The 13,437-nt window shown below is 65.6% G+C and carries 15 protein-coding genes; 7 read left to right on the top strand and 8 right to left on the bottom strand.

The window, feature by feature from the left end; translation table 11 throughout:
• The first annotated feature begins 5 nt into the window (after nucleotides 1–5).
• Genes arsC through AC25M7_RS06275 form a run of 3 tightly spaced genes read left to right on the top strand, consistent with a single transcriptional unit; the run spans nucleotide 6 to nucleotide 1,367 of the window.
• Nucleotides 6–359 (top strand): arsenate reductase (glutaredoxin), encoded by a 354-nt coding sequence (gene arsC, locus AC25M7_RS06285; protein WP_028690925.1) that lies wholly within the window; start codon nucleotides 6–8, stop codon nucleotides 357–359.
• Nucleotides 356–961, top strand: a complete 606-nt coding sequence (gene wrbA, locus AC25M7_RS06280) for an NAD(P)H:quinone oxidoreductase (RefSeq protein ID WP_486970852.1) — start codon at nucleotides 356–358, stop codon at nucleotides 959–961. Before arsC ends, wrbA begins: the two co-directional genes overlap by 4 nt.
• Nucleotides 954–1,367: a DUF2069 domain-containing protein gene (locus AC25M7_RS06275; protein ID WP_028690927.1), complete on the top strand. Its 414-nt coding sequence runs from the start codon at nucleotides 954–956 to the stop codon at nucleotides 1,365–1,367. The genes wrbA and AC25M7_RS06275 overlap by 8 nt, the downstream gene beginning before the upstream one ends.
• A gap of 30 nt (nucleotides 1,368–1,397) precedes the next feature.
• Here AC25M7_RS06275 and AC25M7_RS06270 read toward each other — a convergent pair whose 3' ends face one another.
• Both AC25M7_RS06270 and ttcA read right to left on the bottom strand, forming a co-directional pair.
• Nucleotides 1,398–2,069 carry a DNA-3-methyladenine glycosylase I gene (locus tag AC25M7_RS06270; protein WP_486970851.1) on the bottom strand — a complete coding sequence of 224 codons (672 nt, stop codon included), beginning with the start codon at nucleotides 2,067–2,069 and terminating at the stop codon, nucleotides 1,398–1,400.
• A 4-nt stretch (nucleotides 2,070–2,073) separates the two neighbouring features.
• Entirely contained in the window at nucleotides 2,074–2,898 is an 825-nt protein-coding gene (ttcA, locus tag AC25M7_RS06265; RefSeq protein WP_011532643.1) for a tRNA 2-thiocytidine(32) synthetase TtcA, read from the bottom strand.
• Between the two features lie 263 nt (nucleotides 2,899–3,161).
• Between ttcA and AC25M7_RS06260 the strand changes: the two genes are divergently transcribed.
• The gene (locus AC25M7_RS06260) at nucleotides 3,162–3,761 is read left to right on the top strand and encodes a Yip1 family protein (RefSeq protein WP_028690929.1); all 600 of its coding nucleotides are present in this window, start codon (nucleotides 3,162–3,164) and stop codon (nucleotides 3,759–3,761) included.
• Nucleotides 3,762–3,901: 140 nt separating this feature from the next.
• The gene (locus tag AC25M7_RS06255; RefSeq protein WP_486970850.1) at nucleotides 3,902–4,396 is read left to right on the top strand and encodes a SprT family zinc-dependent metalloprotease; all 495 of its coding nucleotides are present in this window, start codon (nucleotides 3,902–3,904) and stop codon (nucleotides 4,394–4,396) included.
• 107 nt (nucleotides 4,397–4,503) lie between these two features.
• On the opposite strand, the gene AC25M7_RS06250 is transcribed toward AC25M7_RS06255, so the two are convergent.
• The 4 genes from AC25M7_RS06250 to AC25M7_RS06235 all read right to left on the bottom strand — a co-directional run bounded on the left by AC25M7_RS06250 (nucleotide 4,504) and on the right by AC25M7_RS06235 (nucleotide 8,950).
• Entirely contained in the window at nucleotides 4,504–5,826 is a 1,323-nt protein-coding gene (locus AC25M7_RS06250) for a dicarboxylate/amino acid:cation symporter (RefSeq protein ID WP_028690931.1), read from the bottom strand.
• Between the two features lie 419 nt (nucleotides 5,827–6,245).
• Nucleotides 6,246–7,586: an ATP-binding protein gene (locus AC25M7_RS06245; protein ID WP_028690932.1), complete on the bottom strand. Its 1,341-nt coding sequence runs from the start codon at nucleotides 7,584–7,586 to the stop codon at nucleotides 6,246–6,248.
• Complete coding sequence (locus tag AC25M7_RS06240; RefSeq protein WP_028690933.1) at nucleotides 7,583–8,260, bottom strand: response regulator; 678 nt, start codon at nucleotides 8,258–8,260, stop codon at nucleotides 7,583–7,585. The genes AC25M7_RS06245 and AC25M7_RS06240 overlap by 4 nt, the downstream gene beginning before the upstream one ends.
• An 84-nt stretch (nucleotides 8,261–8,344) precedes the next feature.
• The gene (locus AC25M7_RS06235; protein ID WP_028690934.1) at nucleotides 8,345–8,950 is read right to left on the bottom strand and encodes an outer membrane protein; all 606 of its coding nucleotides are present in this window, start codon (nucleotides 8,948–8,950) and stop codon (nucleotides 8,345–8,347) included.
• A 123-nt stretch (nucleotides 8,951–9,073) separates the two neighbouring features.
• On the opposite strand from AC25M7_RS06235, the gene AC25M7_RS06230 reads away from it, so the two are divergent.
• Nucleotides 9,074–9,865 (top strand): dienelactone hydrolase family protein, encoded by a 792-nt coding sequence (locus tag AC25M7_RS06230; RefSeq protein ID WP_207851692.1) that lies wholly within the window; start codon nucleotides 9,074–9,076, stop codon nucleotides 9,863–9,865.
• 124 nt (nucleotides 9,866–9,989) lie between these two features.
• Nucleotides 9,990–10,691, top strand: coding sequence for a 4'-phosphopantetheinyl transferase family protein (locus AC25M7_RS06225; protein WP_207851694.1), 702 nt, complete (start codon nucleotides 9,990–9,992; stop codon nucleotides 10,689–10,691).
• Here AC25M7_RS06225 and AC25M7_RS06220 read toward each other — a convergent pair.
• Together AC25M7_RS06220 and AC25M7_RS06215 are read right to left on the bottom strand one after the other, a co-directional pair.
• Nucleotides 10,688–12,292, bottom strand: coding sequence for an ATP-binding protein (locus AC25M7_RS06220; RefSeq protein WP_062573114.1), 1,605 nt, complete (start codon nucleotides 12,290–12,292; stop codon nucleotides 10,688–10,690). The genes AC25M7_RS06225 and AC25M7_RS06220 overlap by 4 nt on opposite strands.
• The gene (locus tag AC25M7_RS06215) at nucleotides 12,289–12,984 is read right to left on the bottom strand and encodes a response regulator (RefSeq protein WP_028690938.1); all 696 of its coding nucleotides are present in this window, start codon (nucleotides 12,982–12,984) and stop codon (nucleotides 12,289–12,291) included. Before AC25M7_RS06215 ends, AC25M7_RS06220 begins: the two co-directional genes overlap by 4 nt.
• Nucleotides 12,985–13,437 lie beyond the last annotated feature (453 nt).

Genomic DNA, 13,437 nt, shown 5'->3' with positions numbered 1-13,437 from the left:
CCGTCATGACCGATCTGACCCTCTATCATAACCCGCGCTGCTCGAAATCCCGCGGCGCCCTGGAACTGCTCGAGGCACGCGGCCTGACGCCGAACGTCGTGCGCTACCTCGAAACCCCGCCAGACGCCGCCACCCTCGAACAGCTGCTTGGCAAGCTGGGCATCAACGCGCGCCAGCTGCTGCGCACCGGCGAAGACGAATACAAGGCCCTGGAGCTGGCCAACCCAGCCCTGAGCGACGACCAACTGATCAAGGCGATGGTCGAGCATCCCAAGCTGATCGAGCGGCCGATCCTGGTGGCCGGTGACAAGGCCGTGGTCGGCCGCCCACCGGAGAAGGTCCTGGAGATCCTGCCGTGAGCGAACCCTACATCCTGGTGCTGTACTACAGCCGCCACGGCTCGACCAGCGAGATGGCCCGGCATATTGCCCGCGGCGTCGAGATGGCCGGCCTGGAGGCGCGCCTGCGCACCGTGCCGGCGATCTCCACCGAGTGCGAAGCCGTGGCCCCGGACATCCCCGCCAGCGGCGCGCTGTACGCCACCCTCGACGACCTGCGCCACTGCTCGGGCCTGGCCATGGGCAGCCCGACCCGCTTCGGCAACATGGCCGCGCCGCTCAAGTACTTCCTCGACGGCACCAGCAGCCTGTGGCTGGGTGGCGAGCTGGTGGGCAAGCCGGCGGCGGTGTTCACCTCCACCGCCAGCCTGCATGGCGGCCAGGAGACTACCCTGCTGTCGATGCTGCTGCCGCTGATGCACCACGGCATGCTGGTCACCGGCCTGCCCTACAGCGAATCGGCGCTGCTGGAGACCCGTGGCGGCGGCACGCCGTACGGCGCCAGCCACCATGCCGGCGCCGACGGCAAGCGTGAGCTGGACCAACACGAGATCGCCCTGTGCCGCGCGCTCGGACAGCGCCTGGCGAAGACGGCCAAGGCCCTGGGTGGCGAACGTGGCTAGAAAGCCCAAGGTCTTGCCGCCACTGGACTGGCTGGCCCCACGGGTGCGCTTGACCCGCGCCCTGAGCCTGGCCTGCTTCTTCGGCCTGATCGCCCTGCTGGTGGTGAACAACCTGTGGTTCGCCGACCTGCACGGGGCGCGGGTCGAGGTGATCATGGCCATCGAGCTGATCCCCCTGCTGCTGCTGCTGCCGGGCATGCTGATGGGCAGCGCCCGGGCACATGCCTGGACCTGCTTCGTGGTGAACATCTACTTCATCAAGGGCGTGCTGGCGGCGTTCGATCCGGCGCGGGCGCTGTTCGGCTGGGTCGAGGTGCTGGTGAGCCTGGGGTTGTTCGTGGCCGGGCTACTGTATGTGCGCTGGAAGTTTCAGTTCGAGCGGCGCATGGCCGGCGAAGGAAGCTGATTCCGGGGCTGCTTTGCAGCCCCAGCGATCTCAGTGGTTGACGGTATGCGCCAGCATCACCGACAACTGGCACAACGGCCGCCCGCTCTCGGCATGCCACTGGTTGAACGCCTGCTGCACCAGCGCCAGGTCACGCTGACTGGTCGGCGGCTTGTCGATGATCTTCTGCGCGATCAGCGCCGCCGCCATATCGTCGGTGGGAATGAAGGTATCCTTGCCGACCATCCGCAGGAACCGCTGCGCCGACAGCCCGCCCAGCTGGTTGCCATGCTTGGCCAGGTACTTCCACAGCCCGACGATATCGGTCGCTGGCCAGTCGGCGATGAACGCGCCGAAACTGCCCTTCTCCTTAACCACGTCCAGCACCATCTGCGCATTGCGCGGCACGCTCTTGAGCTTGCCCAGGTGGCGGATGATGCGCTCGTCGTGCATCAACCGCTCCAGGTGCTCGGCGCCCATCAGCACCACCTTTTCCGGATCGAAACCGAAGAACACCTGCTCGAACGCCGGCCACTTGGCGTCCACCAGGCTGTGCTTGAGCCCGGCGCGGAATACGCGCAGGGCCAGGGTCGACAGGTAGCGGTCGTCAGGGATGTCGCGCAACTGCGCGGGCGTGCGCGGCTGCGGCAGGAAGGCTTCCAGCGCCTGGGCCGAACCGAAGCGGTTCAGGCAGTACTCATGCAACCACTGATAGTCGCGCATGGGCTCAAATGTTCAGCACGTCGAGGAAACGCGGGGTGGCGCTTTCGTCGATCTTCAGGCTGGTGAAGTCGAACAGGTTGCGGTCGGCCAGCTGCGACGGCGCAACGTTCTGCAAGGCGCGGAAGATGCTCTCGGTACGGCCCGGGTGCTTGCGCTCCCACTCCACCAGCATGTCCTTGACCACCTGGCGCTGCAGGTTTTCCTGCGAGCCGCACAGGTTGCATGGGATGATCGGGAATTCCTTCATGTCCGAATAGGCCTGGATGTCCTTCTCGCTGCAGTAGGCCAGCGGGCGGATCACCACGTTGCGGCCGTCGTCGGCGCGCAGCTTCGGCGGCATGCCCTTGAGCGCGCCGTTGAAGAACATGTTGAGGAAGAAGGTCTCGACGATGTCGTCGCGGTGGTGACCCAGGGCCATCTTGGTCGCGCCGATCTCGTCGGCGAAGGTGTACAGGGTGCCGCGACGCAGGCGCGAGCACAGCGAGCAGGTGGTCTTGCCCTCGGGCACCAGTTCCTTGACCACCGAGTAGGTATCCTTCTCGACGATGTGGTACTCGACGCCCAGTTCCTTGAGGTAGGCCGGCAGCACGTGCTCGGGAAAGCCCGGCTGCTTCTGGTCCATGTTCACCGCGACGATGTCGAACTTGATCGGCGCCACCTTCTGCAGGTGCAACAGAACGTCGAGCATGGTGTAGCTGTCCTTGCCGCCGGACAGGCAGACCATGACCTTGTCGCCATCCTCGATCATGTTGTAGTCGGTGATGGCTTCGCCGGCGAGACGACGCAGGCGTTTTTGCAGTTTGTTCTGGTTGACCGAGAGGGTGCCCATAGCGCTTGGATCCGCGAGGTGTGACAAAAGCCGGCTATTTTACGCACAAACCGCACGGTGCAGTAGGTGAATCCGATAAAGACTTCAAGGGAATCAGCACCGCGCCTGACAGCGCGATTTGCTCTAAAAACGCGGTTTTATGCGGGGAACGGCTTCCTATACTGCGACATAAGGCCACATTGGCGCAGCACTTGGTGTCCTGGCCTCGGGCCATAGGCGCTCCATCCGGGGGGCGTTTGGCAACGACGATAGGAGTGACCCGTATGATTCATCACGTTGTTGGGCTGTTCACCCACCCTGACCAGGAGTGGCGGGAGATCCGTGGCGAGGAAGAAAGCATCAGCCACATGTACCTGACGCATACCCTGATCCTGGCGGCGATCCCCGCCGTCTCGGCGTTCATCGGCACCACCCAGGTCGGCTGGGTGATCGGCGAACGGCCGGCGGTGATGCTGACCATGGAAAGCGCGCTGTGGATGAGCATCATGTCGTACCTGGCGATGCTCGCCGGGGTCGCGGTGATGGGCGCCTTCATCCACTGGATGGCGCGCACCTACGACGCCAACCCGAGCATGGCGCAGTGCATCGCCTTCGCCACCTACACCGCCACCCCGCTGTTCATCGGCGGACTCGCGGCGCTGTACCCGCACTTGTGGCTGGGCATGCTGATCGGCACGGCGGCCATCTGCTACACCGTGTACCTGTTGTATGTCGGCTTGCCGACGTTCATGAACATACCGTCGGATGAAGGCTTCCTGTTCTCCAGCTCCGTGCTGGCGGTGGGCCTGGTGGTACTGGTGGCGATCATGGCGGCGACCGTGATCATCTGGGGACTGGGCGTGGGGCCCGTCTACACCAACTGACGCATACCTATCAGATCTAACCAGCACTGGGGCATCACCCGAGGCCGCCGCAAGGCGGCTTCGTTTCGTGTGCCTGACCGGCGGCTCGGCAGCCAGCCTGAGCCTGCGGCATAATACCCGGTCAGGAGAACCATCCCGCCATGCCCGAGCTGCTCAGACAACGCGTCGAAACCTGTTACCAGCAAGCCGAAACCTTCTTCAAACGCCCTTTTCCGCGCCCGCAGGTCAGCTTCAGGCTGCGCGGCCAGAAAGCCGGTGTCGCCCACTTGCACGAGAACCTGCTGCGCTTCAACCTGCAGCTGTACCGCGAGAACCAGGAAGACTTCCTGCGCCAGACCGTGGCCCACGAGGTCGCCCATCTGGTGGCCCACCAGCTGTTCGGTGACCGCATCCAGGCCCATGGCGAGGAGTGGCAGTTGATCATGCGCGGGGTGTACGAGCTGCCGCCGAACCGTTGCCACAACTATGAAGTGCAGCGGCGGGTGGCGACGCGCTACATCTACCGCTGTCCGTGCCCGGAGAGCGACTTTCCGTTCACCGCCCAGCGGCACAAGCTGGTGCGCCAGGGGCGCAGGTACCTGTGCCGGCGGTGTCGGGGGATCCTGGTGTACAGCGGCGAGACCCGGGTCGAGTAGATGCCGGGCCGAACGCCCCCACAGGGGTAGGCGTACTATCCCGGGCATTCTGCCAGTTGGCACAAAAAAGCGACCCGAAGGTCGCCTTTTTGCATTTCACACGTCGATCAACGCGCCGGACCTTCGGCCACGCCCAGGTCGTCGGTCGGACGGGTGTCGACCAGGGGCGAGCCACCGGACGCCAGTTCCGCCTGCAGGGTGTCGGTGTCCAGCTCCTTGACCCACTTGGCCACGACCACGGTGGCCACGGCGTTGCCGATCAGGTTGGTCAGGGCGCGGGCCTCGGACATGAAGCGGTCGATACCCAGGATCAGCGCCAGGCCCGCCACCGGCAGGTGGCCGACAGCCGACAGGGTCGCGGCCAGCACGATGAAGCCGGAACCGGTGACGCCCGCGGCACCTTTGGAGGCCACCAGCAGCACCAGCAGCAGGGTGATCTGGTGGGTGATGTCCATGGTGGTGTCGGTGGCCTGGGCGATGAACACCGCAGCCATGGTCAGGTAGATCGAGGTGCCGTCCAGGTTGAACGAATAGCCGGTCGGGATCACCAGGCCAACCACGGATTTCTTCGCGCCCAGGCGCTCCATCTTGGCCAGCATGCGCGGCAGGGCCGATTCGGACGACGAGGTGCCCAGCACGATCAGCAGTTCTTCACGGATGTAGCGGATCAGCTTGATCACGCTGAAACCGTGGGCGCGGCAAATACCGCCCAGCACCACCAGGATGAACAGCACGCAGGTGATGTAGAAGCAGGCCATCAGGTAGCCCAGCTGCACCAGCGAGCCCACGCCGTATTGGCCGATGGTGAAGGCCATGGCACCGAAGGCGCCGATCGGGGCCAGCTTCATGATCATGTTGATGATGTTGAACATCACATGGGCAAAGCGATCGATCAGGTCGAGCACAGGCTTGCCGTAGCTGCCCAGGCGGTGCAGGGCGAAGCCGAACAGCACCGAGAACATCAGCACTTGCAGGATGTCGCCGTTGGCGAAGGCGCCGACCACGGTGTTGGGGATGACGTTGAGCAGGAAGCCCACGGTGGTCTGCTGCGCGCCGGCGGCGGCGTAGGCGGCCACGCTGCTGGCGTTCAGGGTGCTGACGTCGACGTGCATGCCGGCGCCCGGCTGGACCACGTTGACCACGACCAGGCCGATGATCAGGGCGATGGTGGAGACGATCTCGAAGTACAGCAGCGCGTAACCGCCGGTCTTGCCGACCGACTTCATGCTCTGCATGCCGGCGATGCCACTGACCACGGTGCAGAAGATGATCGGGGCAATGACCATCTTGATCAGCTTGACGAAGCCGTCACCCAAGGGTTTGAGGGCTACACCGGTTTCCGGGTAGTAGTGGCCGAGCAGAATACCGATGGTGATGGCGACGATCACCTGGACATACAGCGATTTGTACAGCGGCTGACGAGTCGTCATGGCTAGTTTTTCCTCAAGTGGGCCGGCGCATCCTTCCCAGGATGTCGGGGCACCTGAATCGCGAACCCTCCTGTACCCGGAGGGATTTGTCGTTGTGGGCGAGTGCCTGGGCAGGCCTCTGCCAGCTGAATAGCAAGGGCGATGCCAAAGTGCCCGCTTGAGGTGCACAGCCAATGATTACAGGGTGTGAATGCCCCGGGACGGGGCGCAAAAGCCGGTAGGAAATGGCGGATTTCCGCCCGATGGCGGAAATCGTACAGGGTAGGTTGGCGGGAATCCGCCTCGGAGGTATCCAGTGGTACTACCCGGTGGGAGCGGGCTTGCCCCGCGATCAGGACCGCGCCGGATGGCACCGGCTTCACCGGTATCGCGGGGCTAGCCCGCTCTCACGCACCGCCCCCTGCACTGGAAAGGCAGAATCAATCGAGCCGGAAAGCGATGCGGAACGCAGCCCCGCCCAACGCCGAATCGCCCAGGCTTAGCTCGGCGTCATAGCTGTCGATGATGTCCTTGACCACCGCCAGCCCGATCCCCTGCCCCGGGTGCTGGCGGTCCAGCCGCTCGCCGCGCTCGAGAATCCGCTCGCGTTGATCCGGTGGCACGCCCGGCCCGTCGTCCTCGACGCACAGCTCCAGCAGCCCCGGCGACTGACGCAGGCTCACCCGCACCTGCCCCAGGCACAACCGGTAGGCGTTTTCCAGCAAGTTTCCCAAGAGCTCAAGCAAGGCGCCCTGCTCCATCGGTACCCGCGCCAGGGCCGGGATGTCGAGACTGACCTCGACGCGCTTGTCGCGATAGACCTTGGCCAAAGTGCTGCACAGGCTGTCGAGCAATGGTTTGAGCTCGACCTGGTACTTCACCAGGCCGCTCTTGCGCAGACTGGCGCGCTGCAACTGGTAGTCGATCTGCTGGCTCATGCGCTCGATCTGGCTTTGCAACACCCGCGCCTGTTCGCGGTCGCCCTGCTCCATGCTCTCGCCAACGCCCTGCAGCACCGCCAGCGGGGTCTTGAGGCTGTGGGCCAGGTCGTCGAGCGAGTCGCGGTAGCGCTGGCGCTGCTCGCGCTCGCTGCGCAGCAGGCGGTTGAGCGAACCGGTCAGGCGCAGCAGCTCGCGTGGGTGCTCGCGGCTGAGGCCATCCCGCGCTCCGCTCTCCACGTCGTCCAGCTCGGAGCTGAGCCGGCGCAATGAACGCAGGCCCCAGGTCAGGCCAGCCCAGAGCAGCACCATCAGCGCCAGCAGCGCCGCGCCGAAGCCCAGGTAGAGTTTCTCGCGCAGGCCATTGAGGGTGTCCTGGTATTCGCGTACCGGCTGCAGGGCGACGATGCTGAACGCCGCGCTCTTGCCGCCGAGCAGCTTGACCTCGACGTCATAGACGAAGAATTCGTCGCCGTCGTCCTGATGGATACGGGCGAACTCGTTGCCGCGCCCGTCATAGCGGGGGTGGTAGTTGATATTGCGGTTACGGGTGGCCCGCGACTGCCACACCAGCGTGCCCTGGCGGTCGAAGATATAGCCGAGCAGGCCGGTGTAGGGCAGGTTGTAGCGCTCGTCAGGCAGCAGTGCCGGCATCTGCAACTGGCCACGCTCGATGCGCGCGGCCGAGATCAGGGTGGTCACATCCGAGGCCAGGCGCTGCTCGATCGATTCCTGCAACGCCAGGCTGAAGGCCTTCTGCAATGCCGGCAGCAGCGCCAGCATGAACAGCAGCGCCAGCAAGGCCGCCGCCAGCATCAGGCGCACCCGCAGCGAACGAATCATCGGCAGCGCTCAGTGAACAGGTAGCCCAGGCCACGCACGGTGTCGATCGGCTTGAAGCCGTTGTCGCCCTCGAGTTTGCGGCGCAGGCGGCCGACCAGCACCTCGATGACGTTCGGGTCGCGCTCCTCGTCGTCCGGGTACAGCTGCTCCATCAGCCGGTCCTTGGCCACCACCTGCTGGTGATGGCGCATGAGGTACTCGAGGATGCGGTATTCGTAGGCGGTCAGCGCCAAGGGCTGCTCGTCCAGGGTCGCCTGCTTGCGGTTGAGGTCGAGCACCAAGGGCCCGGCGGCAATGGTCGACTGGGTGAAGCCGCTGGAGCGGCGCAGCAAGGCGTTCAGGCGGGCTTCCAGCTCTTCGAACTGGAACGGTTTGACCACATAGTCGTCGGCGCCGGCGGCCAGGCCTTCGACCTTGTCCTGCCAGTTGCCGCGGGCGGTGAGGATGAGGATCGGGAAGGTCTGGCCGAGGCTGCGCAGTTGGCGGATCAGGTCCAGCCCGCTCATGCCCGGCAGGCCCAGGTCGATCACCGCCAGGTCGTGGTTGTACTGCTCGGCCTGGTACAAGGCTTCCTCCGCGTTGGCCACCGCCTGCACCACGTGACCGCCTTCGCCCAGGCGGGTGAACAGGTGATGACGCAGCAGCGCCTCGTCCTCGACCACCAGCAATTTCATGCGGATCTCCTTCTATGGGAATGCCCTGTGCAGGCCTTTTCGCGGGTTTACCCGCGAAAAGGCCTGCACAGGATAACAGCGACCTCAGAACTTGTAGGTAGCCGCCAGGTAGGTCTGCGCGCTGCTGGTCAGGCGCAGGGTACCGTCCTTCGGCCCGCCGTGGGCGCCGATCTCGGTGGCGGCGTTGCTGCGCAGGTAACGGTAGCCCAGCTCCACCGAGGTGTTGTCGGTCACTTCCTGGATCACACCGGCCTGCAGGCCGACGGCGTAACCGTAGTCGGTGTCGCGGCGGGCGCCCGGCGAATCCTGGGTCAGCTTGGTCATGCCCAGGCTGCCGCCGCCGAACAGCTTGGTGGTATCCCCCACCGGCAGGAACAGGTCGTAACTGCCCAGCAGGTTCTCCTGGCGCAGCTTGACGCCGCTGTGGTCGCCCGAGACGTTGTCGTAGGTCACGTAGTAGCGGCCCTGGTCGTTGATCTTGCCCAGGCGCGCGCCCCAGGTGCTGTCCTTGCCGATGATGCCGTCGGCGTTCAGGCCGTCGGTGTTGCGTTGCAGCAGGCCGGACTTGCGCACTTTGTCGCTGGTCTGGCCGTAGGTCAGGCTGGCGAAGTTGTCATCGGCCTGGGCAACGCTGGTGAGGCCGGCTGCGCAAACCGCCATGGCGGCAATCAGGGTGTTGAGGGTTTTCATGGTTCAGTTACTCCGGGTTGGATGCGTTGTTGCTGTCTGGGGGCTAGAGTAGGGAGGGCGCCCTGAACCCCTGCTGAACCCGGCCTGAACCTTGGCTGAACGAACCGAACAAGGAGCTCGACCATGCGTACCCTGCTTGCCCTGGCCTTGTTGTGCAGCGCCAGCCTTGCCCAGGCGGCGGTGCAGACCCGCGAGATTCCCTACCAGGATGCCGACGGCAACCGCCTGATCGGCTACTACGCCTACGACGACGCCCTCGAGGGCAAGCGCCCGGGCGTGGTGGTGGTGCACGAATGGTGGGGGCTGAACGACTACGCCAAACGCCGCGCCCGCGACCTCGCGGCGCTGGGCTACAACGCCCTGGCCATCGATATGTATGGCGACGGCAAGAACACCGAGCACCCGGCCGACGCCCAGGCGTTCATGGCGGCGGCGATGAAGGATCCGAAAGCCGCTGCCCGGCGCTTCGACGCCGGGCTTGAGCTATTGAAGATCCAGCCCAACACCAACAAGCACCAATTGGCGGCCATCGGTTACTGCTTTGGCGGCAAGGTGGTGCTGGATGCGGCGCGCCGGGGCGAGAAGCTCGATGGCGTGGTGAGCTTCCATGGCGCGCTGGTGACCCAGACGCCGGCCAAGCCGGGGGTGATCCGGGCGAAGATCCTGGTGGAGCACGGCGAGGCCGACAGCATGGTCACCCCGGAGCAGGTGGCGGCGTTCAAGGCAGAGATGGATGCGGCCAAGGCCGACTACCAGTTCGTCGGGATTCCGGGGGCCAAGCATGGGTTTACCAACCCGGATGCGGATCGGTTGAGCCATGGCGAGCATGGCGGACCGGATATCGGCTATGACAAGGCGGCTGACGAGAGCTCTTGGAAGGATATGCAGGCGTTCTTGAAGAGCGCGTTTGACTGAAGGGCCCATCGCGGGGCAAGCCCGCTCCCACGCCGGAAAACAACGCCATTCGTGGGAGCGGGCTTGCCCCGCGATGACGTTCCGGTGATTTGCGCCAGCTATCGCGACTGGCACAATACCGACCATGAACAGACTCCCCACCTGCTGCGCCCCGCTCCAGCACCACTGGCCCCTGCCCCGCCCGATCCCCGGCGCGGTGCTGGTCAGCTGCGCCTTCGACCCGGGCCGCCTGGCCGCCGACGACTTCCTGCGCGCCGGCATCGAGCAGACCGCCAGCCTGCAACGCTCGGTGGCCAAGCGCCAGGCCGAGTACCTGGCCGGTCGGGTCTGCGCCCGCGAGGCACTGCAACGCCTGGATGGCCGCGATTATGTACCGGCCACCCACGAGGACCGCTCACCGATCTGGCCCGCCGACATCCGTGGCTCGATCACCCACGGCCAAGGCTGGGCCGCCGCGGTTGTCGCCGCCGACGGCCACTGTCGTGGCCTGGGCCTGGACCAGGAAAACCTGCTCAGCGAAGAGCGCGCCGAACGCCTGGCCGGGGAGATCCTCACCCCCGCCGAACTGGAGCGTTTGGACCGTAGCCAGCAGGCCCTGGCCGTGACCCTGACCTTCTCGCTCAAGGAAAGTCTGTTCAAGACCCTCTACCCGCTCACCAAACAGCGCTTCTATTTCGAACACGCCGAACTGCTGGCCTGGTCCGCCGACGGGCATGCCCGCCTGCGCCTGCTCACCGACCTGTCGGCCGAGTGGCACCACGGCGTCGAGCTCGATGGCCAGTTCCGCCTGCAGGACGGCCATCTGCTCAGCCTGATCAGCGTCTAGTCGCGCGGCTGCTCACGCGGCCAGCTCAGGCTGAAACACGCTCCGCCCAGCTGCTCGCTGTGCCCGACCAGGGCACGGCCGCCGTGCCAGTAGATGATCCGCCGCACGATCGACAGCCCCAGCCCATGCCCGCCCGAAGCCCGGGTACGGCTGTCGTCGAGGCGGGTGAACGGGGTGAAGATGCGGTGCCACACCCCTTCGGGAATCCCGGGGCCGTCATCCTCCACATCGATGCGGCAACGCTGCTGGCCGATCTGATAGCTCAGGCGCACTTGCGATTCGGCATGGCGCATGGCATTGCGCACCAGGTTCTGCAAGGCCCGGTGCAGGTAGCGCGGTTCGGCCTCGACGCGGGCGTCGCCACCGTCGAGCCCGTGGCACACTCCGCGTACCACCCGCACTTCGGCCCGCAGCGGCGCCAGCTCCTCGATCACCCGCGCCAGCAGTTCGTCCAAGTCCACCACCTGGAAATGCAGGGCCGGCGCGCCCTGCTCCAGGCGGGCGTAGGTCAGCATCTCGTCGACCAGCTTGTCCAGGTCCTGGATATCGCCGTCCATGCCCGCCAGGTGCTTGGCCCGGGCCTCGTCGCTGCCGGCGCTCTCGATCATCTCCAGGCCGAAGCGCAGCCGCGCCACCGGCGTGCGCAATTCGTGGGACACCGCCCGCACCAGCTCGCGCTGCATGGTCAATGAACGCTGCAGGTGTTCGGCCATGCCGTTGAAGGCCTCGGCCAGACGCCCCACCGAGTCGGCATCGCCCGCCGGCACGCGGGTGTCGAGACTGCCCTGGGCGATGCGCGTGGCCGCCACCTCCAGGCCCGACACGCGCCGCTCCAGCTGACGCACCAGCAGGTAAACCACCAGCCCGATCAGGCACAGGCCGAGGAAGGCGATCAGGATCAGCAACTGCGGCGGATAGGGGTTGAGCTGGTACAGCGGGCCGATCTCCAGGACCCAGGGCGAGCCGGACAGCCCCGAGAACACGCGGATCGAATCTCCGTCCCGGCCCAGGGCCATCACCGTGTCGCCCTCCTCCACCCGGCGGCGCTGGTCGTCGTCCAGGGCGGCGCGCTCGATACGCTGCAGGGCGATGTCGAAGCCGAAGCCCTTGCTCTGGCGCAGCTGCGCCAGGCGCGCCTGCTGCTCGGTCACCGGATAGCGCACCAGTTCGTCGGCCAACAGGTAAAGCGTGGCGCGGGCCAACTGCTCGCTGATCTGCTTGACCTCGGCCACCAGCAGCAGGTCCTCGTGACCAACCCGGCGCAACACCCGGGCGGCATGCGGGCCGGTCTTCTCCACCACCACCAGGTCGCGGTACAGCCGCGCCCGCTGCCCACCGTCGAGGGTGAACGCCGACAGCGGCTGCAGGTCCAGCGGCACGCCGAGCAGGCGCTCCCAGATCACCAGCGAACGGGTGCGCTCCACTGCGTTCTGCTGCGCCAGGTTGTCGGCCATCAGGCTAAAGGTGCCCTGGGCCAGACGCTCGCGGTGCTGGCCAGCACGGATCTCGTTGACCAGGTGCAGGCTCAGCACGCCGAGCACGGCTACCAGTACCAGCACCGCGAGCATGCCGCCATAGATGCGCAGGAAGATCGAGTTCATGGCGCCTCGCCGACGAACAGGTAGCCCTTGCTGCGCAGGGTCTTGATCAGCCGCGGGGTGATCGGGTCGTCGCCGATCTTGGGGCGGATCTTGGAAATGCGCACATCGATGGAGCGGTCCTGGCCGTCGTAGCCGACGCCGCGCAGCGAGGTGAAGATCTCCTCGCGGGACAGCACCCGCCCGGCGTTGCTGGCCAGCAGCCAGAGCAGGTCGAACTCGGCGCCGGTCAGCTCGATCAGTTGGCCGCTCAGACGCGCCTCGCGCTGGCGGCTGTCTATATGCAGCGGGCCGAACGTCAGCTCCTGTCGTCGCTCCGGGGCCTCGCTGCGGCGCAGCAGGGCGTTGATGCGCGCCAGCAGCACGCGCGGGCGCACCGGCTTGCAGACATAGTCGTCGGCGCCCAGGTCCAGGCCCTGGATCTGGTCCAGTTCGTCGCTGCGGGCGGTGAGCATGAGGATGGGGCCGGCGTACTGGCCGCGCACCCGGCGGCAGATGCTCAGGCCGTCCTCGCCGGGCAGCATCAGGTCGAGGATCACCAGGTCCGGCTGGCTGTCGATGATACGCCGGGCGGCACGGCCGCCGTCGCCCTCCACCGCCACCTCGAAGCCATTGGCCTGGAGGTACTCGGCGGTGAGCTCGGCGAGGCGCTGGTCGTCCTCGACGATGAGGATGCGGTTGATTGGCTGGTCCATGGCCTTACCCTTCTTCTGTTTTTGTCGGGCCTTGCTGTTGGCTGTAGCGGCCTCATCGCGGGGCAAGCCAGTACAACCCTTTGATTCCAGCGAAAATCCACCTTCACCAAAGCGCAACATCAGCCCCGGATACTACGTCCCGCCCCCACCCCTGCCAACCACCCCAGAACGTCCCATAACTGAACCGTTTTTTGTGATAGGGTTCGCGCCCGAAAAAATCTGCGCGGCGACGTAGCACAGCCAAAAAATAGTGCAAACCTCTTGGGACAAGGCCTACAGCGAATACCCACGGATCACTCACAAAGTACCCACAAGTTATCCACAGACGCTCACCTTGCAAAGCCCCCAAGACCGCATTATCTTGTATCCCTGTCGCAGCGAACCACTAGATATTGGGTTTCGCGCAAAATCACAAACACAAGTCGCCTGGCAAATTCAAGCGAATTTACCGAC

It is taken from the genome of Pseudomonas sp. P106(2024), assembly GCF_057480815.1.
This window is presented reverse-complemented; position numbering and strand designations above follow the sequence as displayed.